Source organism: Streptomyces sp. CAU 1734 (genome assembly GCF_039888735.1).
Taxonomy (GTDB): domain Bacteria; phylum Actinomycetota; class Actinomycetes; order Streptomycetales; family Streptomycetaceae; genus Streptomyces.
Map to the genome: position 1 here is coordinate 52217 of NZ_JBDQQP010000012.1, position 22239 is coordinate 74455.

At 69.2% G+C, this 22239-nt stretch carries 25 protein-coding genes; 21 read left to right on the plus strand and 4 right to left on the minus strand.

Annotated elements, in window-relative coordinates:
- Positions 1-677: 677 nt before the first annotated feature.
- Positions 678-905, minus strand: a complete 228-nt coding sequence (locus tag AAFN69_RS23105; protein WP_347730596.1) for a hypothetical protein — start codon at positions 903-905, stop codon at positions 678-680.
- A 1477-nt stretch (positions 906-2382) separates the two neighbouring features.
- Entirely contained in the window at positions 2383-2703 is a 321-nt protein-coding gene (locus AAFN69_RS23110) for a hypothetical protein (RefSeq protein WP_347730597.1), read from the minus strand.
- Between the two features lie 310 nt (positions 2704-3013).
- Here AAFN69_RS23110 and AAFN69_RS23115 point away from each other — a divergent pair, with 310 nt between their 5' ends.
- The 15 genes from AAFN69_RS23115 (at position 3014) to AAFN69_RS23185 (ending at position 17268) form a co-directional block, all read left to right on the plus strand.
- Positions 3014-3289 carry a hypothetical protein gene (locus tag AAFN69_RS23115; protein WP_347730598.1) on the plus strand — a complete coding sequence of 92 codons (276 nt, stop codon included), beginning with the start codon at positions 3014-3016 and terminating at the stop codon, positions 3287-3289.
- A 130-nt stretch (positions 3290-3419) separates the two neighbouring features.
- Entirely contained in the window at positions 3420-3989 is a 570-nt protein-coding gene (locus tag AAFN69_RS23120) for an LPD29 domain-containing protein (protein ID WP_347730599.1), read from the plus strand.
- 814 nt (positions 3990-4803) lie between these two features.
- A complete protein-coding gene (locus AAFN69_RS23125) occupies positions 4804-5796 on the plus strand; it encodes a hypothetical protein (protein WP_347730600.1) in 993 nt (330 codons plus the stop codon).
- A 183-nt stretch (positions 5797-5979) separates the two neighbouring features.
- Positions 5980-6369: a hypothetical protein gene (locus tag AAFN69_RS23130; protein ID WP_347730601.1), complete on the plus strand. Its 390-nt coding sequence runs from the start codon at positions 5980-5982 to the stop codon at positions 6367-6369.
- Positions 6370-7016: 647 nt separating this feature from the next.
- On the plus strand, positions 7017-8036 hold the full coding sequence (locus AAFN69_RS23135) for a DUF932 domain-containing protein (protein WP_347730602.1): 1020 nt from the start codon (positions 7017-7019) through the stop codon (positions 8034-8036).
- A 77-nt stretch (positions 8037-8113) separates the two neighbouring features.
- Entirely contained in the window at positions 8114-8425 is a 312-nt protein-coding gene (locus tag AAFN69_RS23140; protein WP_347730603.1) for a hypothetical protein, read from the plus strand.
- Between the two features lie 94 nt (positions 8426-8519).
- Positions 8520-8984: a hypothetical protein gene (locus tag AAFN69_RS23145; protein ID WP_347730604.1), complete on the plus strand. Its 465-nt coding sequence runs from the start codon at positions 8520-8522 to the stop codon at positions 8982-8984.
- 118 nt (positions 8985-9102) lie between these two features.
- Positions 9103-9489, plus strand: coding sequence for a hypothetical protein (locus AAFN69_RS23150; RefSeq protein ID WP_347730606.1), 387 nt, complete (start codon positions 9103-9105; stop codon positions 9487-9489).
- A gap of 57 nt (positions 9490-9546) precedes the next feature.
- The gene (gene ligA, locus AAFN69_RS23155) at positions 9547-11592 is read left to right on the plus strand and encodes an NAD-dependent DNA ligase LigA (RefSeq protein WP_347730607.1); all 2046 of its coding nucleotides are present in this window, start codon (positions 9547-9549) and stop codon (positions 11590-11592) included.
- 189 nt (positions 11593-11781) lie between these two features.
- Positions 11782-12600 (plus strand): toxin glutamine deamidase domain-containing protein, encoded by an 819-nt coding sequence (locus AAFN69_RS23160; protein WP_347730608.1) that lies wholly within the window; start codon positions 11782-11784, stop codon positions 12598-12600.
- 105 nt (positions 12601-12705) lie between these two features.
- Positions 12706-12879, plus strand: coding sequence for a hypothetical protein (locus AAFN69_RS23165; RefSeq protein ID WP_347730609.1), 174 nt, complete (start codon positions 12706-12708; stop codon positions 12877-12879).
- A gap of 336 nt (positions 12880-13215) precedes the next feature.
- Positions 13216-14529 (plus strand): ADP-ribosyltransferase, encoded by a 1314-nt coding sequence (locus AAFN69_RS23170; protein ID WP_347730610.1) that lies wholly within the window; start codon positions 13216-13218, stop codon positions 14527-14529.
- A gap of 160 nt (positions 14530-14689) precedes the next feature.
- Positions 14690-16093, plus strand: coding sequence for a hypothetical protein (locus tag AAFN69_RS23175; protein WP_347730611.1), 1404 nt, complete (start codon positions 14690-14692; stop codon positions 16091-16093).
- A gap of 59 nt (positions 16094-16152) precedes the next feature.
- The gene (locus AAFN69_RS23180) at positions 16153-16503 is read left to right on the plus strand and encodes a hypothetical protein (protein WP_347730612.1); all 351 of its coding nucleotides are present in this window, start codon (positions 16153-16155) and stop codon (positions 16501-16503) included.
- 543 nt (positions 16504-17046) lie between these two features.
- Positions 17047-17268 (plus strand): hypothetical protein, encoded by a 222-nt coding sequence (locus AAFN69_RS23185; protein WP_347730613.1) that lies wholly within the window; start codon positions 17047-17049, stop codon positions 17266-17268.
- A 179-nt stretch (positions 17269-17447) separates the two neighbouring features.
- Here AAFN69_RS23185 and AAFN69_RS23190 read toward each other — a convergent pair whose 3' ends face one another.
- The gene (locus AAFN69_RS23190) at positions 17448-17615 is read right to left on the minus strand and encodes a hypothetical protein (RefSeq protein WP_347730614.1); all 168 of its coding nucleotides are present in this window, start codon (positions 17613-17615) and stop codon (positions 17448-17450) included.
- Positions 17612-17935, minus strand: a complete 324-nt coding sequence (locus tag AAFN69_RS23195; RefSeq protein ID WP_347730615.1) for a hypothetical protein — start codon at positions 17933-17935, stop codon at positions 17612-17614. Before AAFN69_RS23195 ends, AAFN69_RS23190 begins: the two co-directional genes overlap by 4 nt.
- A gap of 147 nt (positions 17936-18082) precedes the next feature.
- On the opposite strand from AAFN69_RS23195, the gene AAFN69_RS23200 reads away from it, so the two are divergent.
- The 6 genes from AAFN69_RS23200 (at position 18083) to AAFN69_RS23225 (ending at position 21861) form a co-directional block, all read left to right on the plus strand.
- A complete protein-coding gene (locus AAFN69_RS23200) occupies positions 18083-18355 on the plus strand; it encodes a hypothetical protein (protein ID WP_347730616.1) in 273 nt (90 codons plus the stop codon).
- A gap of 84 nt (positions 18356-18439) precedes the next feature.
- A complete protein-coding gene (locus AAFN69_RS23205; RefSeq protein ID WP_347730617.1) occupies positions 18440-19303 on the plus strand; it encodes a hypothetical protein in 864 nt (287 codons plus the stop codon).
- 136 nt (positions 19304-19439) lie between these two features.
- Complete coding sequence (locus AAFN69_RS23210) at positions 19440-19763, plus strand: hypothetical protein (RefSeq protein ID WP_347730618.1); 324 nt, start codon at positions 19440-19442, stop codon at positions 19761-19763.
- 92 nt (positions 19764-19855) lie between these two features.
- Complete coding sequence (locus AAFN69_RS23215; protein ID WP_347730619.1) at positions 19856-20248, plus strand: hypothetical protein; 393 nt, start codon at positions 19856-19858, stop codon at positions 20246-20248.
- 413 nt (positions 20249-20661) lie between these two features.
- The gene (locus tag AAFN69_RS23220; protein WP_347730620.1) at positions 20662-20979 is read left to right on the plus strand and encodes a hypothetical protein; all 318 of its coding nucleotides are present in this window, start codon (positions 20662-20664) and stop codon (positions 20977-20979) included.
- A 375-nt stretch (positions 20980-21354) separates the two neighbouring features.
- Positions 21355-21861, plus strand: a complete 507-nt coding sequence (locus AAFN69_RS23225) for a hypothetical protein (protein WP_347730621.1) — start codon at positions 21355-21357, stop codon at positions 21859-21861.
- The last annotated feature ends 378 nt before the right edge of the window (positions 21862-22239 follow it).

The following is a 22239-nucleotide window of genomic DNA, read 5'->3' on the forward strand; positions in this document are numbered from 1 at the left end:
CGGGGCCGCCCGCGGCCCCGCTGGCGCCAGCACCCCTGAGACCGTGGACAGACCCGGCACTCAGACGGGGCCGGCCTGCCCCCGTCCACTCGGTGTGACGCCCTCTCTTCGTCGGGCCCTGATGCCGGTGGAGCCCGGAGAGAGTGCCCCGCCGGAGTAAGAGCACGGCGGATGCCCTGCGGTCCACCCGGGCGCCGGGGACGGTTTATCCTGCCCCGCGCCTCCAGGCGGCGGTGCGCCTGGCCATGGTGAACGGCTGCCCCGGACCGACCGCGCGCAGCTCTGGCGGGCGGCACCGGATCGCGTTCCGGGCAGCCGGGCGGCGCTGCGGGGCGAACTGCCGGGCGAGCCCGGGCCGTGAAACGGCGGGTCAGCGGGCCGGAAGGGACCACGGAGTCACGGTGCGCACTTGCCTGCGCGCTGCGGGCGGCACCTGGTGCTTACACGGCATCGACCAGCGGGTCAACGGTGCCCGGGACAACGCCGGATAACGCCGAACAACGCCCCCACCAGCGGAACCATCCCGAGCTTGCAACGACGTCCGGCAAGGCACCGGAGGCAAAGCCTCCAGGAAGGTGAGGGCGCCTCCAGACGAGGAGCACCTGGTCGAAGTCAGCCGGTGCCTGCGGTCCCGCAAGATGGCAATACCAGGTGTGACAAGCGGAGCCGGGTCGTGATCATCCGGCCCGCACCACCTCGCTGGGCTGAGGGAAGGTACGGCGGCCGCTCTCCAGGCGGATCGTCATCAGACCACCCGCGTGAACCTCCTCCACCACACCCGCCTCACCAGGTTGCGCGGTGTGTCCCAGAGCGGTCACCTCAGCCGTCAGCTTCACACCATCCCCCCGGACATAGACCCCCTTGACATGGGCGGCGTCCGAATCCCTGGCAACAACGGTGTTCATTCCAGATCCTTTCGACGTCGCACACCGCCCCTTGGAGCGGCCTTCCGGCGATCCCTCAACCATCTATTCTCTAATGTACTCCATTTGGGTTTTTTAGTCAATGATTAATCGGATCGCTGAGGGGGAAGCTGGAAACGAGAGTGTGGAGCCCGACTTGAGAGCGTGAGCCCCCAAGCGAGAGCGACAACGCCAGTGCGTCAGGGTTTGCGCTGACCTTGCAGGCTCGGCGGCTGGCGCACGAAGGGCCACGAAGGGCGGGGCGGACTCGTGGTCCCGCTCCGCTCTCAGCTCCGCTGACCCGCTTCTCCGCCTCGTCGACGAACGTCACGGTGATAGCGCGCAGGTCAGCGACCTGGTCAACTGTCGCCTTCGCTGTCGGCTCTCAACCACCACCTGACTGTCCCGCCGATACCGTGAACGCGTTCGGAGCGCCCACCGCGGGGACAGTTCGACCATTGGCCGGCACCTCGGATGACGGTCAGCCCCAGGCGGCCCGCGCCAACGACGCTCGGGCGGGTACGGCGGGAGGGAGGCGGAGCACGAGCCGCGAGGACAGGGGGTCGTGGTTCTCGTCAGCCCGGTGGCTAGAACGGGTGGGCGATCGGTGCGGCCGGCCTCTCTCGCATCGCCCGGGGAACTTCAGCGACGTGGGGGAACGGGGGAGCGCAGCGGTCTCGGAACCCGGCGTCGGGTAGAGAGCGGGATGAGGGCGGAGGCCCGGGGCCGGCTGCGGCAGGCTGGCGTGTTTCCCGGGCGTCACGAAAAGGCGCAGCCCATGAACGGCCAGGGGACCGCTACTCACCGGGGTCGCGCCGGCGAGTCCATTTGCCGCGTGCGTTGTCGGGCTTCAGCGCTTCTCGACGGCGGCCTGGTGATGGGAGCCGTGCATGACCGCTACGAAGCCGTGTGTGAGCACTCCTGCCGGAACTCGAACGGGGGAAGGAGGCGGCCTCTCCTTCGGAACCGGCAGCGGCGCGTGGCAAAACAGCGCATCCCCTCGGGCACCAACCACCAACGCCGGAGCCGGAGGCGCAAGCAACGGCGGGGGCTCAGGAGTTAGGACCGTTCATTCAGCAGCCTGCAGTTCAGGCAGAGCAGTTCCGTCTTGCTGCATGTGGCAACGCAAATGTGCTCCGCCTTCAGGAGTCCATTGAAGCAGCGCTTGGAGTCGTGTCCGCGCGGCGGGACCGGCCTGTACTTGTAGGGGGTCATACGGTCGCTGCCGCAGAGGCGGCAGCGGGCCTTGTTCAGGGGTGCGGCGTCACCAATCAAGTTTTCAGATTCCACAGGAATTGGACTTTCTACGAAGGTTGCGCGGAGAACGCGTTGGAGGGGTTGCACGACGGAACATCTGACCGGTGATGGAATTGCTCAGTTACAGCGGCATGCAGGGCCGGACCGGTGGAGGCCGGTCGCACCCTCAACCCTTGCCGGGCCGAGTGATTCGAACCCCGCCCGGTGCCCTTCGGCCACGCACCTACGCGGAGAGGGTCCGCAGAACCGACAGAACCACCCCCCTCTCGATGACCTCCTCAGGCAGGACCACCACGCTCTGCGCGGCATCGAGAGCCTTGAACGCAATGTCCGACAGCATCTCCGTGCTGATGGGGCAGGAGACCTCCACGTAGACACCGGAACCGGCTTCCGGGGCGATCACGACCCAGTCCCCCTTTGCGGTGACCTTCGCGACGAAGTCCAGGGCGCACATCACGTCCTGCCCCGCCGGGACGGTCAAGTCCTCCACGACTCCATCCCGGAAGACCCGGTGAACCGTGACCTGGAACGACAGCTTCCTCATAGCAAACTCCCTTGTCGTGACGCCGACCTCTCCATCTATCTCTAATGTACCCACTTTGGAGGTAGAAGTCAATTCTTAGATGCAAGCACCCTTGAACCGGGGCCTCCGGGTGGCCAGGAGGGGCGGTCGACTCCTCGGTCGCCTCGACGCGGCGGAGGGTGGGGCGGCGGGGGTGGCGGGAGGGTCGACCGCACCCCCGTGGCAAACCTCGCAAAATTTGACCCCCACCCCCTTTCTTGGTACATTAGAGATATCGGATGGCAGGCAAGGCCACCCCGAACACCACGAGCCCCCAGCGCGAGGAGTGCCCATGACCGCCATGCTCACCGACACCGTGGTCGACCTCATGGGCACCGGCAGGTTGACGGTCATCGAGTTCGACCGGATCGAGTGCGGCCAGTGCAACAGGCCCGGACCTTTCCTCGACGACGCAGACGAGGGAACCGAAGCGGCACACGACGCCGGATGGCACGTCTACAACCTCGATGACTGCGGCTGCCCCCACCAGATGTGCCCGGAGTGCGCCGATGAGTGGTGCGGAGTCCGGGACACCACACCCCGTCTGTTCGGGATGCGGGTCGTCTGACTTCCCCAACCGGGGGTGGCCATCGGCCGCCCCCGGCTACACACCGCACCGGAGCCCTGGCGGCGCCCGGCGAGAGCACCTTGAACCGCCCGCACCTCCCAACACCAAACGACGGGAACACACCGTGATCGTGGCACCGACAGAACTGGCCGAGGGCCCGCACGCGGCCGACTACCTTGCGCTGCGGCTGCCCGCCGGGACCTGGGTGAGCCACGAGGACGACGACGACGTGATCCGCCGCGTCTGGATCGCACAACCCTGCGCGTGCACGATCTGCGTGTCGGCAACTCTGGTGGGAGCACCCTCCACACACTACGAACTGCACCGGGCCGGCGATCGCAACACGACCCTCGCCCATGTCCGGTACACCTCGGTCGTCCCCCACCTCCACCCGGACGAGCTGTTCCAGACCTGGGCATCTCCCCTGACGCAACCTCAAATCGCCTCGCACCTGCGCAAGATGCTCCGCGAGGCCTTCCCTGCTGTGCGGTTCTCCGTGCGGCGCCAGCGCAGCCTGAAGCTCTCCGTGCGCTGGAGCGGCGGACCCTCCACCGTCGAGGTGGCAACGGTCGCGGCACCGCTGCTCGCGGACTACACCACCCCGGAACGCCGCCGGGCACGGCCGGTCACGGTCACTCGTTTCGGACGGGTCACACACGGGACGCCGCTCGTCAGGGCAATCGCCTTGAACCGCCGTTGACCGAGCCGCACACCCCAGCAACATCACAGCGGCTTCCCCCGCCCGCCCCTTCCCGAATCCATGTTTGGCAGCGCCTCTTACCGCGCGACGGCGGGGCCGATGCCTGCCGGACTGCCTCCGACGGGTCGGTGGTCAGCAATAAGAGCTCCGTCACCCTGCGGCTGCTCCTGTGCGGTCCCCGACCCGGCACCGGAGCCCCGGCCTCCTGTCCGGGAAGAGGAACACACCGATCCCTGGTTCACACACGGCAGCGCCGCACGATCACCGTCAGGCCCCGCCCGCCGTCACCATGGCGTGCGCGCTCGATGGACGCCTGGCCACGTTCCTGCTCCGGGAACCATCCCCTCTGGCCGCTCAGGCGGGCACGTGGAAGCCACAGCTCTGGTGCTCGACAGATACCGCGCGCGTGGGCGCCCGGGGACATCTACGGCGCTCTCGTGCGCGGCCGTTGCGGGCCGCGCGCCGATGCCGGTGAACGGCCCGAGGGTGTGGACGCTGTGGGTCCTTTCACCGTGCCGACGGCCGCGGGTGGACGGGACCAGGCATCACCGCTCCGCTCCCCGGAGGGCGCGGCTGCGGTGCTGGTCCGAAGCCACCTTGCCCAGGCCGGCGCGGAATCACATGTGCCGCGAGTCGGCCTCACTGCGTGGGGTGCCACGGCCGGGTCCCCTGCGGCGGCAGCCGGCTGCCGCCGCAGGGGACCGTCACGATTGACACAAGACCTCCAACATGGGAACATTAGAGGATATTATCGAAACGAACGGGCCCCCGGTCCCCTTTCCCGGCTGCCAGAATGCCCACCTGGAGACCCCACATGAAGAACATTGAAGAAGTCCGGGAGGCCTTCAAGGCCTTGCCCGAGTTCGTCACCGGCAAGGAGATCGCCGCCGCCACCGGGCGTGCGCACATCCAGAACTGGGTGGGGGACCCCACTTTCCCCAAGGTCCGGCGCGAGGGACGCACAGGCTACTGGCCCCGCGACGAGGTTCTGGCCTGGTACGCGTCCAAGGGCTTTGCGGGGACCAACCGGTCCGGCCCTCGCGGGCTGAAGCAAAAGATCCTCGCCGCAGAGCCGAATCTGGTGCTGATGGACTCCAGCGCGCTGGCCGACCTTCTTGATCTGACGCGTCGCGCCGTGAACAAGTACGCCGAGCGGTTCGCGCCCCGCGCGGTTGCCGATCCTTTCCCGCCGGCGGACCACGACGGCAAGCGCTCCTGGAGCCAGGTTCGCGGATGGTGGCTGCGGAAGGACGACCCGATGCCGCAGACCGACACGGGTGAGGCACCTTCCTGGGCAGACCGCCGCGCGTGGTTGCTGCGGCACGCCTCCGACGGCAACGAACCGCGCGCGGACGGCACCGTCTATCTGGACGAACTGGGGCTCACCGTCGGCCAGCGCGACGCCATCGAACGCGCCCGGGTCATGCGGTCCTCCGGTGCCCCCGTATCCACCGAGTGGCTGTCCGAAGTTCTTCACCTGACAGACCCTGAGCAGGAGGAGTGGCTGAACGAGTTCCTGGACCTGCAGAACGCAGGGCTGGCCGCCCTGCGGGTGGGAAGTGCATCGCCCGCGCGGGAGTCACGTCGCATGGGCGTCACTGCACTCGCTCGTGAGCTCGGCATCAGCCCTGTGTCCATCAAGCACTTCGCACGCGTTTACACCCCGGACCTGAAGGACGATCCCTTCCCGGCCAAGGACGAGAGCAAGACCCGCGACGTTGCGGAGGTCCGCGACTGGCTGATTCGCAACCGAAAGATCCAACTCGGTGAGGGCGCCTCCACCGAGGGCACAGCCTCCGGCTCCTGACGGATTCCCAGGACAGACGCAGGAAGATCAGGATCCCCAACCGGTGAGCCTCGACTCGGGTGTAGCCACGAGTCCACCGCCGCAGGTTCCGTGCTGGGAGTCACACGACGCGGTCGGTACCAGCGCGGTCCGGTCAGCAGCCTCGGCACCACGACGGAAGAAGCCCTTGAAAGGCAGGACGGCATGATCCAGACCGCACCGGAGCCGACTGATCCGGCCGGCATCGCAGCACTGCGCGGCGTGTTCTCCGACGGGTACACCGCTGACGACATCAATCGCGTCTTCGGCATCATCCACGACGTACTCGGCCAGCGGCTGGTGTGCCGCTGGGAGTTCCTCGACGAAGGCTGCTATCGGGGGAGCTCAGAGTTCTACTTCGAGAACAGCGGCGTCTACTACTACGACGGAGGCATCTATGGCTGGCTGAACGGAAGCTCGGATGCCCCCCTCAACCTCGGTGATCCGTTGCGGTGGCGCGGCGGCCCCGTTCCGGACACCGACCGCGAGGGGCCGCAGAGGGCAGCGACCGAGGACGGGTTCCACAACTGCGTGCTGTTCGACAAGAACGCATGACCGCGCGCCATCCCGCCCGCAGCCGGGGACACCATCCCTCACCCCGCCGGGAGGACTCCCGGGAGCACCGCGGGCCCTGCCGTGCTCCCGGGGGGTAGAGTAGATTCGCGTTCTTCTCCTGCCCGGTGTACTGGGTGGGGGGTTCGTGGTGAGGGGCCGGGCGGTCTTGCACATCCCCTTCGTCCCTGAAGGGGAAGACTTCGGTCTGCCGTCCGGCCCCGTTCTTGCGCCCGCGGCTCCTGTGGCGCGTTGCTCGGCGGATTCTCCCGCTCGTGCCGCCACCGCCGCCAGGCGAGCCAGCCCGTGCACACGGCCACGCCCGTCAGAGCAGTCCACACCGTTGCTGTGCCCCATACCTCTGACTCGGCGATCACGACTACGTCGCCGGGCCCCTTGCCGGCATTTCTCTCTGTCCCGCCATGCAACTTCCTCCCGGAGCCCTTGCGGCACGGGTGCGCGTACTGCACCGCTCCCCGCACCGCCTTGGCTGGCGACGTCTCCGCCGAGCGGCATTCTGCCGTGCCCGCGGGACTGCGGTAGCGACCCTCCCCCATGACGTCTTTAACTTGACTCTAAAGTACCCCTCATGTTAAATTAAAGACATCAGGGAGTTGGATGGGACTCCCGGTTGACCGAGGAGTCTGCCTGTGACTGTGCTTGAGACCCCCACCGACGGAACCGCCCTCCGCGCCCCCGGCCGCCCCGACGCCTGGAGCATTCTGGGCACCAGCATCCGCGAGGCGACCACCGCCGGCGAAGCCCTGGACACGGCCCACCTCAGCAACTGGGACGTCCGCGTGCTCGGCAGCGTCACGGCCAAGAGCGCCACGGTCTCCAAGGACGGCGTCACGATCAACGAGATCAAGATGCCGGACACCCGTGCCACGGTGCGCACCAACCCGCGCACCAGGGAGACCGAGTACCTGGGTACGGTCGGCCGCAAGTACACCCCGGTCCAGATCGAGGCGTACGAGCGGGTTCTGGACCTGGCTCGCACCGAGAGCGGTGCCGTCTTCCACAAGGCGGGGGGCTACGCGGGCGGCCGCAAGTTCTTCATCTCGATGAGCCTGCCCGGCACCGTCCGTATCGGCGGGGTTGACGAGCACGACATGCACCTGACGCTGTTCGGCAGCCACGACGGTTCCTCATCCAACTCTCTGCATATCGGACCGACCCGTCTGGACTGCGGGAACATGCAGCGGCTCATCATCGCGGGGGCCCCGCACAAGGTCTCGGTCCCTCACACCGCTTCGGCCCTCAAGAAGCTCGTCACGCTGGAGAAGGAGCTGGCCATCCTCTTCGACTGGCAGGATGCCTTCGAGCGTGAGGCCGACCGCCTGCTGAACACTCCGCTGACGTTGGGCCAGTTCGAGAATCTCGTCACCGGCCGCGACCTGTGGCCCGTCCCGACCAGTCCGACCACACAGACGCGCAGGAACTACGAGCAGCGCATGGCCACCCTGCGCGGCCTCTTCGAGAGCGCGGGCACCCAGGAGAGCATCCGGGGAACCGCATGGGCGGGATGGAACGCCGTCGGCGAGTACCTGGACCACTTCACCAAGGCCAAGAGCAACTCGCTGCGCGCAGCACGGTCGCTGGCCGACACCGGAACGGTCACCAAGAAGAAGACCTCCGCCTACCGGGCACTGCTCTCCCTGGCAGCCTGACGGCCCCGTTCGGCCGCCGGGAGCACTCCCCCGCTCCCGGCGGCCCCTCCCTCAGCGACTGAAGCGACGGAGTTCCCGTGTTCCACGATGCCGAGCACGATTCCGCCCAGTACGGGTACGGAATCAGCCGCCACGACGACGGCGTCCTCGTTCACATCGCGGCCGGGGCCTGGTCGGTCCGCTACTGGCCCGGCAACCCCGACAGCCTGCGGACCGAGGAGCGCACCGGCTACTGGATCGCATCCGTCTGGGGACGCTGCGGGCGCGGTCTCACCTGGAAGTCCGGCCCGCCCGAATCCGGCGGCCCGCGTCCCTGCCCGGCCTGTGGTTTCAGCCGCGCCGAACTCGCCGGTCGCCGGACACGGGTCCGGCCCACCCGTCCCCGGTAACCCGGTCACGGTGAGCCGGGCCCGTCCCCGGCTCCCCTTGACCGCCCTGCATCCGCTTCCGCCCTCTCCCTCCACACGTTAGGAAACTGCATCTGTGGCAACCTCCAACGGGATTCTCAATGGCCAGGAGGTCATCGAGTTCGAGTTCGCCGAGACGCCTCGCAGCACCCCCGAGAGCCCCCGGCACTACAGGGAGGTTCTGAAGGTCCTCCTGGCCGACGGCTCCGTGGTCTACAACTGCGTCTGGCCCGAGTGCGCGTTCACCCGACCGAGCGCGAACGGAGTGTGGCCCCACACCAAGGCCCACAAGACCCCGGCACCAGCACCGGCACTCGTCGCAGGGGAGGCCCCGGACCACTCGATGATCGACGTCGGAGGGCTGACGCTCGCCGAGGTCATCGACCGGGCGCAGAAGTCCGCCTGGTACAAGGCCGAACGCGACGACGCGCTGAAGAAGCTGGGCAGGATCAGCCGCGAGCTGGACGAGTGGAAGCCCCGCGCCAGGGCGGCCGAGAAGCAGCTCAGGGCCATTCAGAGCGCTATCGCTGGAGCCGTGTAGCGCTGGAGGGACCGAACCACGGGCCATCGACAGCCTTCTGCTGGCCCGCGCGGGCGGCGCCGCTCTACGGCATCGCCCCTTCCTCCCCTTTGCCCTCCTCTTGTGAAAGGACTGGGCCATGCGCCTGGCCGACCTGCCTGCGGGGACCGTTGTGATGGACGGCTCCGTCGCCACCGCCGTCGAGGCCCGCGAACTGCGGGAGGGGGATCTCCTTGACGTCGGTGGCACCACGGTCACCATCACCGGCAACGCTGCCGGCCACGACCTGTCGGGGATGACCCGCGTCTCCGTCAGCTACCGCCTGCACGACAACGAGACCGTCCGCACGGAGCGGTGGACCCTGCCCGGCACGGGCCACTTCGCCGCGCGCCGGCTGCTGCGTTCCGAGCGCGTCGAGTGCGGTCTGTGTGAACCCGGCGGAAACAGCCACGACGTCCTGGTCGACCGCGTCACCGAGGGCTGGGTCCGGTCCTGGGTGTGCGACGCCCATCTCACTCGGCCCTAGCCCCGTACCCGCTCTGTCCTGCCCTTGACTGTCAGACCCATCCGGAAGGATCACCGCATGACCACTGCTGCGCCTGTTGCCCCGCTGACCGACCGCACCGCCTACGAGAAGGCGGTCGAGGAGGCCCTGTCCGCGAGCGCGGCGTACCACCGTGCCGGAGACTCCCACCTCGACGACGCCTCCTACGACGCACTCGCCCGCTCGATCTCCGTCTATGAGCGTGAGCACCCCGACCACATCCGGGCCGACTCGCCCACCGGGAAGGTCGGCGGCGGCGTGGCACCCGTTGGGGATGTCGCTCACCGCGTACCCATGCTGTCCCTGGACAACGTCTTCGACTCCGAGGGCCTGGAGAAGTGGGGCGCGTCCCTGAATCGCCGGATCGACGGGCCGGTGACCGGCGGCTACGCGGTCGAGCCCAAGCTGGACGGGGCGGCGATCGCGGCCCGCTACCGTGACGGCCAGCTGGTCCAGCTCGTCGGCCGCGGCGACGGCGCGCACGGTGAGGATCTCTCCCACGCGATCGGCACGATCGTCGGACTTCCCTCTCAGCTGCCGGACCGCGTCACCGTGGAGATCCGCGGTGAGGTCCTGCTGACCCGGGCCCAGTTCCAGACCGCGAACGAGATCCGTGCGGCGCACGGGGCGAAGCTGTTCTCGAATCCGCGCAACGGCACGGCGGGAACCCTGCGCGCGAAGGACCGGCCGTACGTGATCGAGACGACGTTCTTCGCGTACAACGCCGTCCCTCTGGACGACGCCGAGTTCTTCGACGGCGAGACGCACGAGGCTGTCATGCGGCAGGTGGCCGATCTCGGTGTGCAGACCACCGAGACCACCGAGGTCGGACTGCTGGTGTGCGGATCGCTGGCTGAGGTTCAGACCCGCGTCGAGGAGATCCAGACGCTGCGGGCCGAGCTGCCGTTCGGCATCGACGGCGTCGTGATCAAGGCGAACCGTTTCTCCGAGCAGCGGGCTGCCGGGTTCGCCACGCGGCACCCGCATTGGGCGATCGCCTACAAGCTCGCGGCGGTGGAGGCGCAGACGAAGCTCGTCGGTGTGGAGTGGAACGTCGGGCGTACCGGGATCATCGCGCCGCGCGCCGTGCTTGAGCCCGTCGAGGTCGACGGAAGCACGGTCACCTACGCCACCCTTCACAATCCGGCGTTCATCCGGGACAGCGGTCTCATGATCGGTGACACCGTCATGGTGTGGAAGACGGGGGACGTCATTCCCAGGGTCGAGGCTCCGGTGACCTCGCTGCGTACGGGTGCCGAGACCGAGATCGTGCTTCCCAAGGCGTGCCCGAAGTGCCACGGCGGCATCGACACGTCGGGCGGACGGTGGGAGTGCGCGGGCGGCGTGGACGGCGGCTGCGGCCTGCTGCCGTCTCTGAAGTACGCGGTCGGCCGCGACCAGTTCGACATCGAGGGCCTGGGGGTGACCTATCTGAAGGCCCTGGTCGACGCGGACCTGGTCAGCGACGTAGGCGACTTGTTTCTCCTCACCCGGGCGCAGCTTGCCGGTGCGACCGGGAGTGAGAAGCGGGCCGACTCGTTGCTGGCCGAGTTCGAGAAGGCCAAGCAGCAGCCGCTGAACCGGGTGTTCTGCGCCCTGGGTATTGTGCGGACCGGGCGGACTCTCTCGCGGGAGATCGCGCGGCACTTCGGCACGATGAGCCAGATTCAGGCCGCTGACGCCGCCGCGCTCGCCGAGGTGAACAAGCTGCCGGGTGCGAACGCGCCGAAGATCGCCGCGCACATCGCCGTGATGGCCTCGGTCATCGAGAAGCTCGCCGGTGCGGGGGTGAACATGACCGAGCGCGTCTCCAGCGGGGGTGGGTCCGCGAGCAAGCCGCTGGCGGGCGAGGTGGTCGTGGTCACGGGCGGGATGCACGGCCCGCTGGCCGGGCGCAACCGCAACGAGATGAACGAGCTGATCGAGAACGCGGGCGGAACCGCCTCCGGCAGCGTCTCGAAGAAGACGACGATCCTGGTGGCGGGCGAGGGTGCCGGTTCCAAGCTGGCCAAGGCCGAGCAGTTCGGGACGAAGATCCTCAGTGAGCTGGAGTTCGCTGAGCTGGTCGCCGACCAGCTCTCCTGACCTGTATCACCTGCCGAAGGCGGGCGGCCCTCACAGGCCGCCCGCCTTCGCTCATCCCTGCTCATGGCGCGCGGGCACGAGGTGGGCGGGCCCGCTGAGTGCTGATTCGCCAGCCTCTGTCCACAGGACCGCCGCTTCAGCCTTCCCTGTGAACGACCAGGCCGCTGGTCCGACACAGGGGAGCAGATCGTGTGCAGGTCACTCGCGCAGGGAGGCAGGCGCTGCCGGGGAAGCAGTCTGGCGGTCCGACGGGCGCGGTATGCGACCGTGACCTCTGCGGCCGCCAAGAACTACCAGCAGGCCCTCGACGAGGGCGAGATCGACTATGGCGGTGCCGCGTGGCAGGCCCGCCAGCGAGCGGAGGCGAGCGCCGACCGGGCCCTCGCTGCCGCGCAGGAGGGGGACCACGACGCGGCAGAGCGCGCCGCCCTCGACGCCAAGAACCAGATGAACCACGCCGCCCAGCTGTCACGGCGCCACACCCAGGGAACCGTCGTCCGAGCCGCAACGGCTCGGCGTACGAACAAGCAGGTCGACAAGGCGCTAGACGCCGCCAACCCGCACTATCGCAAGGGCGTGGCGGCCTACTCGATGAACTGCAGCCATGTGGCCCAGGCGTATGAGCTGCGCCGGCGCGGGATGGATGTGCAGGCCGGACCCGCCTCTGGCGGCCGGGGCCGCAGCATGGACGAACTCGGCAAGGCTTGGGGCAGCAGTTTCACCGTTTGCGACAGTGACACCGCAGATACTGGCCGGTCCGAGATCGAGCGCGCCTTCAGTGAGCCGGGGTCGCGTGGCATGGTCGGTGTGATGTGGAAGAGCGGCGGCGGGCATGCCTTCACCGTCGAGAACGTCGACGGCAGGATCAGGTTCGTCGACGGCCAGCCGAATCCGCCGGTGACCGACGCTGGCCACTACTTCTCGCGCGCCAAGTGGAGCGCGTACATGCGCTTGGACAACAAGCCGACCCCGTCCAAGAAGACAATGGCCCCGTTCATCGCGGACTGATGAGCCGATCGGCGAGAGCTCACGCGAGACCGGCGTGCTGGTGCAGTGCCGCCGTCCAGGCACCCGCGCGACGGAAGTCGGTGCGGGTCACCCTCGAGAGGGAACATGGCCAGCTCGGTTGAGTTCGGCGTCGCGGTACCGGAGGACGAGTTCGCCGATGAGTACGTCGTCTTCCGTACTCATGACCGCCTTGAGGCTTTCGGCGCCTTGAACTGGACGCGGTTCGCCCGCCGATACCCGGTACAGCGAACGGCCGACGGCTGGGTGGAAGCCCTGTAGCGGATCACGAGCCCGGGCCACCGGGGCCTCCAATCAGTTCCGCGGACATCTTCGGCCCGAGGACTTCCATACCCCGGCGATGGTCCGCCGGCCCCTCGCTCTCCCGGCTGGCCGGACATGGAGGCGGGGCAGCCCATACGGCTGCCCCGCCTCACCCCCGTGTTGTCTTCCTCGGCCCCGCGCCAAGCCCCGGGCTGCACTGGCCTGCTTCTCCAGGTCTCTGTCCACAGGCCCTCCCCCGCAAGATCACCCAACCGCCCGGACGGACGGTCGCGTGGAAAGCGGCATATGGGAGCAGACGTGTGCAGGTCCATTACGAAGGGGGGCCGGCGGTGTATGTCCTCGCAGCCGGCCATGCGATCGGCCCGGCGCGCCGCCTCCGCGCAGCTGGGCAAGGCGGTCGCCGAGGCCGGTGATACGGACGCGCGCGCGGCGTACGCCAACGCGCAGGCATGGGCCGCGCACACCCGGGGCGCCTTGGAGGCCGGGGACGACGACCGGGCTCGGATGTACGCGGACAACGCGAAGAAGTGCGCGGCCGCGGCCCGGTCCTACACCCGCGGGAAGCAGCCCAGGGAGCCGTACCCCGACGCCGGTGATCCGGCCGCGCCGAACACCGCTCCGCCCCCGCCGCCACCGGAGCAGGCCCGGGCCGCGCATGCGCTGGCCGGGGCCGCCGGGATCGGTGGCCGCGCCCGGGTCATGCCACCGCGGGAGGACGGCGGACAGACGGCCGCCTGGAATGACAAGGACTTCGGCGGCGCGGCGACGGTCTACCCGGGCGAGGGCGACGAACCGCCGCACGCGCGGGTCGTGTTCACCCGCCTCGACCAGGACCGCTACGACGCACTGGCCAACTCGCCATGGCCCTACCGGACCGAGGACGGACAGGTCATCTACGACCGCGTCCCAGCCGACCACGCCGAGCAGATCATCCATGCGGCAGCCTCCCGCCGTGAGGCCAAGCCGTGGGAGAGACACGGTCTCAGCGACGCGCCGCACCGTGCAGCCCTCGACAGCGTGGAGGCCGATCGTCTGGTGCCGGAGTCGCGGCAATGGGTGTCGGACCTCGACGACGAGCAGCGCGACTGGATCAGGACGTACACCGGAGATGCGTACGGCGAGATCAACGAGCACTTGTATACGGGCCGCGACCTCGATCAGCCCGCCGAGGACATGTCCACGCCGATGCGGGTGGTGACGGGCAACATCGACTCCGCGATCGCGGCCGCCGGTGAGTCGCAGGATCCTCACCGGTGCTACCGCGGTTTCACACCGCCCATGGAGGTCCGCAGGGAGAACCGCGTCTCGTCCTGGGTCCGGGAGAACTTCGTCGTCGGCGGACGCTACCGGGACGACTCTTACATGTCCCTGTCCCACTGCCCGAAGGTGGCCTCCGGTTTCGCCGACCGCTCCTGGCACGGCGACGGCGAGAAGGGCAAAGCCGATCACGCCGTCGTCTTCGAAACAGTCTCCCGGCGCGGCGCGGCGGTCGCGCACCTCTCCGAGTACGACAACGACGAGCGCGAGCGGCTGATGCCCCGCGGGTCCGAGTTCGTCGTGGTCGGTGTTCAGGAGAACGTCGACGTGGCCGGCAAACCGTGCATGGTCGTGCAGCTCGTCGACGTGAAGGACACCCTGCGGTACTGACCTGCTCCTTCTGCCGGCGCATGTTCCGCAGCAGCGGATGCTCAGGCCGTCCGCTGCTGCGCCGTCCTCTGTCCACAGGTTGTTCCTTTCAGGATCGCATCACTGCCCGGCACAGGGCGGCCCTGCGGTTTCGCGGGTGAGGGAGGAAGGAGCGCGCAGCGTGTGCAGGTCCAAATCGAAGGGCGGACGGCGGTGCGTCGCCTCCCACCCGGCCGTCCGGGCCGCCCGGCGCGCGGCATCCGGCAAGCTGGGCGACGCCGTTGCCGTGGCCGACGCCGGTCACCCGGCTCATGGCGCGTACACGAGTGCCCGGGTGTGGGCGGCGAAGGCGAAGCAGGCCGTCGAGGAGGGCGACGACGGCCAGGCGCAGCTGTACGCGGACCATGCGAAGGAGTCCGCGGCTGCCGCCCGTGCGATGCTCTCCGACCCCGGCCGGAAGGCGGGTTATCCCAACGCCGCGGATCCTCGCCACGCCTACGCGCTGTCCCCGCGCCCCGCGGCGCCGGAGCCCGACGACGGGTGGACGGCTCCGCGGATGCCCGAGCATCCGGAGCATGTCCGCGCGGCCGATGCGTTCGCGCGGGCCAGCGGCGCCGGCGGTGCCGCGACGTTCATCCCGCGCGCCGACGGCGGGCAGACCGTCGCCTGGCGCGGAGAGCACTTTGCCGGCGCGGCGACGGTCTACCCGGGCGAGGGCGACGAACCGCCGCACGCGCGGGTCGTGTTCACCCGCCTCGACCAGGACCGCTACGACGCACTGGCCAACTCGCCATGGCCCTACCGGACCGAGGACGGACAGGTCATCTACGACCGCGTCCCAGCCGACCACGCCGAGCAGATCATCGCCGCAGCGCGCAGCGGGCAGGCGGCCCGCCCCTGGGAGCAGCACGGGCTGGGCCGCGCCGGGGTCCGGGAGCAGTTGCGTGAGCAGCGGGCCGGGGCGCTGGTGCCCGAATCGGCTGTGTGGGCGGAGAGGCTCAACTCCGAGGAGCGCTACTGGATCAGCATGTATACGGGTTCGAAGTACCGGCAGATCAATACGCACCTCTACAGCGGGAGGCCGATGGAGGAGCCGGCGGAGTCGATGACCGTTCCGATGGCGGTGGTGGCGGGGCACGTCAACTCCGCGATCCGCGCGGCGGGGCGGGCCGGGACACCGCATCACACGTACCGGGGGTTCACTCCGCCGATGGAGGCTCGGCAGGCCAACCGGGTGGCCGCGTGGGCCCGGGAGACCTTTCCGGCCGGGAGCAGGTACCGCAGCCCGTCCTTCCTGTCGTCGTCGCACTGCCCCGAGGTGGCGGCCGGCGAGTTTTTCGCCCAGACGCGGTGGGAGGCGGACGGCCGAGTCGGCGAGGCGGACCACGCGGTCGTGTTCGAGATGGTTTCCCGCGGCGGGGCGGCGGTGGCGCACGTGTCGCAGTACGGGAATCTGGAGCGGGAGCGGCTGCACGGGAGCGGTTCGGACTGGGTGTCCGTGGGGGTCCAGGAGGACGTCGAGATCAACGGTCGCAGGTGCGTCGTGGTTCAACTGGTCGACATGAGGGAGGTACCCAGACACTGAATGCAACTTTATCGTAACGCTTGACAAAGTTTAGGAATAGAGATATTATGATGTTACGGGTGAACGCCACCCTCGAACCCGATCCGGAGGATGACATGGCGGACAAGAAATCCACTCCCCGCGACTCGCGCCTGGCGGGTCAGCCCGCGATGCGGCCCGTCGGCCCCCTCCCGAAGGTGGGGCCGCGCCCCACCTTCGCCCAGCTCAAGGCTCAGGAGGACGGGCGGGACTTCCAGCGGCTCGCCGATTACCTGGATGACGCCGCGCGCGTCGCGCTCGGACTGCCGGCGGCGCCGCAGGCGTTCACCGTCGACCGTGAACTCGCCGGCCGCATCCGCGACTACTACTTCGACCACCCTGCCCGGATCGCTGAGCTGCCCGACGCGATCCGCGACCTGATCAACCTCTGACCACAGACCGCATCCGCTCTCGAACACCGGCACATCGACCCGAAGGACGGTTCTCCATGAGCAGCCCGGCCAGCGCTCCTGACCTTCTCCGCGGCGTCCGGTGGGCCCTTGGGGCAGCCGGCGTGCGCGAGGTGCTCGACACGGAGACGTGGGTCAGCCCCAGCGACGGGGTTCTCTGCAAGGTAGCCGTGGCGCCCGGGGATCGCCGGGGAGCAGCAGCCGTTCCCGGACGTCTGCTGCAAGCCCTGCACCCGGGCGGGTACACCCTGGCCTCCACCTCCGACAGCGCAGCTCCGGACTCGATGCCACCGAGGGCCGCGCTCCATACGGGCCACGCTGTTCGCGTCATCCAGCGCTGACCAGACCGAGCCCCTCCCGCGGCCGCGCCCTCCCTGTGCTCGTCGTCACCCTGAGAAAGCCCGCTCCGACACGCGCGCCGACCCTCGGCGGGCACAACCGAACGTCACCAGACATCCGACGGCCCGCCGTCCATCCGGGCGTCGAGCACTGGCCCGTCCGAAAGGGACCCGCGCCATGCGGCACGTGAAACCGAACTTCGACCATTACCCAACCAACCGGGACAAGGCCCAGGCGTATGCCGCCCAGGCATCGTGGGAGAACATCAGTACCCGGGAGCGCGCCGAGTACCTCGCCCTGGCGCGCCTATACCTGGACCTGTCGATCCAGGACGCCGCCGGCAACACCGCCCCCACCGAAGACGCCGCGAAGGCCAGGGGGGCGGAGCGCGACATCGCCCATTCATGAAATGCGAGCTGCGGCAAGGCGGGCCGGGCACGGGGCAGAGATCCTGGCCGCACGGTACTACCCGGGCCCGGCCTGCCACCTCGTTCGCCCGAATGCCGGTGAGGCACAGCCGGAAGGGGGACGCATCCCCGGCGCCGCAGACCGCCTGCCAGCGGGCTCGTGCGGCACCGGGAGAGGGGTTAACCAGGAGGCTGCTTGCGTTCGTTGAGCCGGTTGGCCACGGCAAGGGCGATCTGGTTGACCGCGGCCAGGGCCTCGGCCGACCACTTGGTCAGCCCCGCGCGGCCGGAGCGCAGCTCAGTCAGCTCGGGGAGGACCACGATGTCCGGGATGCCGTGAGAAATCATGCCGGCGCGGACTTCGGCGAGTTGGTGCTGGTCGATGTCCTGGGGGCGCGTGCGAGGAGCGGAACCGGGGCGGCTTCGGCGAGGTCGTCGAACTGCCGCACCAGCCAGTCGGTGACCGATGCCGGGGCGGCCGGATGCCGCGCCACCTTGATGTCGTGCTCGCCCAGGTACGCGGCAAGGTCGTCTGTTTCCTCGCCGGGCTGGAGGCCGCGGATGTTGCGGGCGCGGTTGCGGATCGGCCGGAGTGGTGATCCGGGCGCCCTGGCCGCGGGGCGGAGCGCAGGCCGACGCGTGAGGGCGCAGCGGCCTCCCAGTTTCATGGAGGGGTGCGAGGCTGCGACACGGCCGTCTGGCGGCTTCCCCGGCGTAGCGCACCCAACCCCAACGCGTCTTTTCCTTAACGCTTGACGTTGTTTAGTGTTACGTGAGATCATAATTCTTGACGGCGTTTAGCATTAGGGGAGAGCATGGCCAACAAGAAGGATCTGCGGCAGCTTCGCGCCAAGGCGGAAGGACAGGGATTCCGGTTCCTACCGACGAAGAGCCGCCACTTCCGCGTGTACTTCGTTCGTGTGGAGAGCACGGCAGGCCAGGAGGAGGTGCTGCAGTTCGTCACGACGATGCCCAGCACCCCGAGTGAGTACCGGGGCCTGAAGAACGCCAAGGCCGCCCTCAAGCGCTTCGGCTTCGTCGAGGAGACCGAACGCAAGGGCAAGTCCGGTTCCCAACAAGTCCGCTGACCAGCCGGAGGCGCCGGGGGGACCACCCCGGCGCCCGGCCGACCGCGCCGTCACCGCCCTGCCCACCCCGAGCATGAGGAAACCATGACCGCTACCAGCTACAACGTCCGCGTCGACTACGAGGCCGACCGGCCCTTGCCCGACGAAACCGTCAGCGATCTCCACGACAGCCTGGCACGCAACAGCGGAACCGTCAGCGTCTCGCCTGCCGGCGGCCTGGCCGTCCGGATCTTCCTGGATGCCGACAGCCCCGTCGACGCAGGCATCCGCGGCGTCGAGTACGTCCAGGCCGCGCTGCTCCGGCACGAAATCCTGCGGCCGGCCCGGATGACCGGCTTCGAGGTGCTCAGCGAGGAGGAGTTCGACCGCCAACTGGCCGAACCGCTCGTGCCCGAGCTGGCCGGCCTCGCCGAGGTCGCCCGGATCGCCGGCGTCTCCAAGGGCCGAGCCAGCCAGCTGCGCTCCGAGCTGGGGCCCTACTTCGTCCAGGAACTGGCGTCCGGCCCCGTCTACCTCGCCTCGGGCGTGCGCACGTACGCCGCCGAGGACCGCCCCACACCCGGAGTGCGCCGCACCGAGATCCCGCTCACCCCGCTTGAGCGCGCCCTGCTGGACACTCTCGCCAAGGCTGCGGAGCACACCCGCACCGACTTCCCCTCCGACGAGCACCGGGCCGCCGCGGGCGCGATCGAGGGCGTCGCGGGCAACGGCCACCAGGTGCAGTTCCACCCCCCGCAGAACGACCCCGGCCTCACCACGGCCCTCGACACCCTCGTCGAGCACGGACTGGTCCGCACCCGCAGGATCTACAAGAAGGAGTCGCAGGCGATGGCCCCCGGCCATGAGGAGGATCTCATCGTCACCCTCACCGTCAAGGGCCGGCGCCACTCCGGCCTCGACACCTCGTCCGTGGCGGCCCGCGCCGCCGGCCCGGGACACGACTCCTGACGGCGGATCCCACCGTGTCCTGCGACGCGGTGGTCCACCGGGCCGGCTTCCGGACTCCCGCTGCAGCACCGGCAGGTGCCCGCGCGGCCCAAGCGACAAACAGTTCCCCACCGACACCACAGAGCGGAGATCGTCTGTGAACCAGGCTCAGCCGATAACCCCGGTGACCGTCCGCCCCGTGAAGTACGCGGTGTGCGCGCTCCCGGAGAACAACATCAACTACCGGCACTACATGATCGAAGTGCAGCACCGGGGAAAGGGACGCTGGGCGGTGACCCAGATCGACAGGTGCCTCGGAGCCGACGGTACCTGGGCCGAGGGGATCAAGCCGTACGGGCGCGGCGAGCAGTGGCTCGCCGACCACCGTTTCGACCTCGACACCGCGCTCCGTCTGGCCAGCGAGGCGGCCCCGCACATCGTCGTGAACGGATACACCGTCGCCGATGCGCTCTCCGACTGACCACACGGCCGCAGTCCCCACCACGCCCAGCGTCAGTGAGCCTCCGCGAGAACGACACGAGGACCCCGTTTCCCGTACCGAAGGAGTTGCTGATGTACCCGGACATCACCGCCGTCGAGTTGGCAGACCAATTGGAGGCAGTCAGGGACGTGCCGCCGGACCTGACGGGCCCGCTGGCGCTGCTCGACGAGGCAAGCCTGAGCTGGACCCTGCGCTACCCGCAGCTCACCGAGCCGCACCGGGCATTCGCCGAGGTGCGGGGCAGGCTGTGGCCCCACAGCCGAACCGAAACCACCTGGAACGAGACCGTGACCGCCGCATCGGCACTCGCCGACGGGCTGCGCGAACTCGGTGACATCCGCCTCGAGCGCTGCTCGGAGGCGACCGAAGAAGGCCCGTGCAACCGAGTACTGCGGGAGGGCGGCCGGTGCGCTGGCTCCCACGGGCGTCTTCGGCCTCCGGCGGAAACGGGGACACCGGCATGAGGAAGTCCGCGGCGACAGGTTCCGGGCCCGACACCGCCCCCCGACGGGAACGAGCAGGCTGCGGCTCTCGGCCGCCTTCCAGATCCGATTCGGCTGCGCCCGGACCACAGCGCCACCCGCTGTGTCCGCTCGCGGACCGTGGAGAGCCTCGTCGCGGGCATGGGGACGCCGCCCTCCTGTGGGACGGGGCCGGAGCGTGACCGAAGCGATGGTGGCGCGCCCGGCGCCGGCGCACGGACATGACTCACCGCCTGGTGCGGTAATCCACGGCCTTCACCGTCCGACGATCCCAGAGAGCGCTGCCGGCGCTCTCTCACCCCGGCGTCAGTGGTGACCGAGCAGGCGACTCGACTATCGGCGGTGCGCACCGTACAAGACCGTCGATCCGCCATGACAGGAAAGCGAGATTTGCCATGACCGCCAGCAGCTCCGACAACCTCACCACCTTCGCCGAGACCTCCGCCCTGCTCGCCGTCATGGACGACGATCTCCCCAAGGCTCGGAGCATCATCGCTGACCTGTTCCCGCATGAGCGGAAGATGTTCGCCGAGCAACTGGCGCGCCTGCTGAGCATGCTCGGTGGGCCGTGCCAGGAGTGCGGCGGTCTGACCCCGGCTGCCCTGAGCGTGGCCACTCCCGCCTTCGGGCCGACCAGGCGCTGCCTGTGCCACACCTGCGCGGGCTTCGAGAAGGAGTCCGGCCCCGGCGAACCGCTTGGGCAGAGCCGTTGACGGGCATCGGGCCGGGTGCCTCCTGTCTGGGCCGCGTTCGGTCACGACCCGCCGCGGGCGTTCGCTCCGTAGCACGTATCCACTGCCGTGCCGGGGTGTCCCGGTGAAGGAGGAAGAGCGTGAAGCCCGTCGGCGAGGTGCACGCGTTGGCCGACCGCGCGCCCGCCGGGCAGGTCGACGGGCGCCGCACATCTGCGCGGGCGCCGGGGACCAGCCCGCGCGGCCTTCTCGCAAGCGGTGCTGATGTCGGACCCGGACGATCCGGTCGCGGACGCTGCCGCCGCAGTGCTCCAGTGTCTGGAGGGCGAACCGGGGACGTGGGGCAGGTCGGGAAGCGGCCGGTCGTCGTGCGGGCGCGGGAGGCATCATGGCCTGATGAGGAACTCCGTGGATCCGCCCTTCCCGGCCCTGTCCGTAGTAGCGGTGCGCCGGCGGTTCACCGCCGCAGCGTGGGCATCGGCCGTCGTCTGGCCGTTGCACGTCGCCGTTGCGGCGCCGCTGGTGTCGTGGATCTCGGGCGTGGGGTTGAACGAGCTGACCGCCGACGCATCCGGGATTGTGGGGCTCATGCCCGTGGTCCTGATCGTGGCGTATCTGTCTGTCGATGCTGTTCGCACGGTCCGTGCCGGGCAGCGCGAGGTGGCCGCGGAGGCCGCGGCCCTCGCGCGGGCAGCTGTTGACGGCGATCGCACTGAAGCCATGTCGTCCGCCTATCGCTTCGGGTTGACTCTGCTCATGGCGTCCACGGTCTTCAACACCCGGGTGCTGCCGCGTCGCCCCGCAAGGTGCTTCGCCGAGCAGGTGCTGAGCGAGTCGAAGTCCCGCGGGCTGAGCCCGGCTTCCCTTCGGACTGTGCAGGATCTCGCCGCCATGGGTGCGTAGTCCCCCGATGGACAGTCCTGCGGCTGCACGCGCCAGCTCCGGGCCCGGTTGTGAAGGGCTGGGGGGAACAGACGCGCAGGGGCGGGCGCTCCGCCCGATGCCGGCAGGATTACGCGCCCGCACGGGTCCTGGTGGTGCGGTGATGTGGTGGTGTTTCACCACGACGCCTGAGTGTCCGATGCTCAGCTCACTGCCCACGAGTTCGGCAATGGGCACGGACTTCTACAGGGGCGCCCCGCGACTGAGGGGCACATAGCGGTCGAGGTGCTGGAGCGATCCTCCGCACCCGAGGGGCGAGAGCCGCAGCAGACCGGAGCGTAAGGGGGCGTGGAAGTTGTCGCGCCCCAAGATGGGGTGGACCCGGCCGTACGCCAATAC

Excerpts from the sequence above, each read along its gene's own strand:
- AAFN69_RS23105 (WP_347730596.1), bottom strand. The coding sequence starts at position 905 with ATGAACACCGTTGTTGCCAGGGATTCGGACGCCGCCCATGTCAAGGGG.
- AAFN69_RS23110 (WP_347730597.1), bottom strand. The coding sequence starts at position 2,703 with ATGAGGAAGCTGTCGTTCCAGGTCACGGTTCACCGGGTCTTCCGGGAT.
- AAFN69_RS23115 (WP_347730598.1), top strand. The coding sequence starts at position 3,014 with ATGACCGCCATGCTCACCGACACCGTGGTCGACCTCATGGGCACCGGC.
- AAFN69_RS23125 (WP_347730600.1), top strand. The coding sequence starts at position 4,804 with ATGAAGAACATTGAAGAAGTCCGGGAGGCCTTCAAGGCCTTGCCCGAG.
- AAFN69_RS23130 (WP_347730601.1), top strand. The coding sequence starts at position 5,980 with ATGATCCAGACCGCACCGGAGCCGACTGATCCGGCCGGCATCGCAGCA.
- AAFN69_RS23150 (WP_347730606.1), top strand. The coding sequence starts at position 9,103 with ATGCGCCTGGCCGACCTGCCTGCGGGGACCGTTGTGATGGACGGCTCC.
- ligA (WP_347730607.1), top strand. The coding sequence starts at position 9,547 with ATGACCACTGCTGCGCCTGTTGCCCCGCTGACCGACCGCACCGCCTAC.
- AAFN69_RS23165 (WP_347730609.1), top strand. The coding sequence starts at position 12,706 with ATGGCCAGCTCGGTTGAGTTCGGCGTCGCGGTACCGGAGGACGAGTTC.
- AAFN69_RS23170 (WP_347730610.1), top strand. The coding sequence starts at position 13,216 with ATGTCCTCGCAGCCGGCCATGCGATCGGCCCGGCGCGCCGCCTCCGCG.
- AAFN69_RS23190 (WP_347730614.1), bottom strand. The coding sequence starts at position 17,615 with ATGATTTCTCACGGCATCCCGGACATCGTGGTCCTCCCCGAGCTGACT.
- AAFN69_RS23195 (WP_347730615.1), bottom strand. The coding sequence starts at position 17,935 with ATGAAACTGGGAGGCCGCTGCGCCCTCACGCGTCGGCCTGCGCTCCGC.
- AAFN69_RS23200 (WP_347730616.1), top strand. The coding sequence starts at position 18,083 with ATGGCCAACAAGAAGGATCTGCGGCAGCTTCGCGCCAAGGCGGAAGGA.
- AAFN69_RS23205 (WP_347730617.1), top strand. The coding sequence starts at position 18,440 with ATGACCGCTACCAGCTACAACGTCCGCGTCGACTACGAGGCCGACCGG.
- AAFN69_RS23215 (WP_347730619.1), top strand. The coding sequence starts at position 19,856 with ATGTACCCGGACATCACCGCCGTCGAGTTGGCAGACCAATTGGAGGCA.
- AAFN69_RS23220 (WP_347730620.1), top strand. The coding sequence starts at position 20,662 with ATGACCGCCAGCAGCTCCGACAACCTCACCACCTTCGCCGAGACCTCC.
- AAFN69_RS23225 (WP_347730621.1), top strand. The coding sequence starts at position 21,355 with ATGAGGAACTCCGTGGATCCGCCCTTCCCGGCCCTGTCCGTAGTAGCG.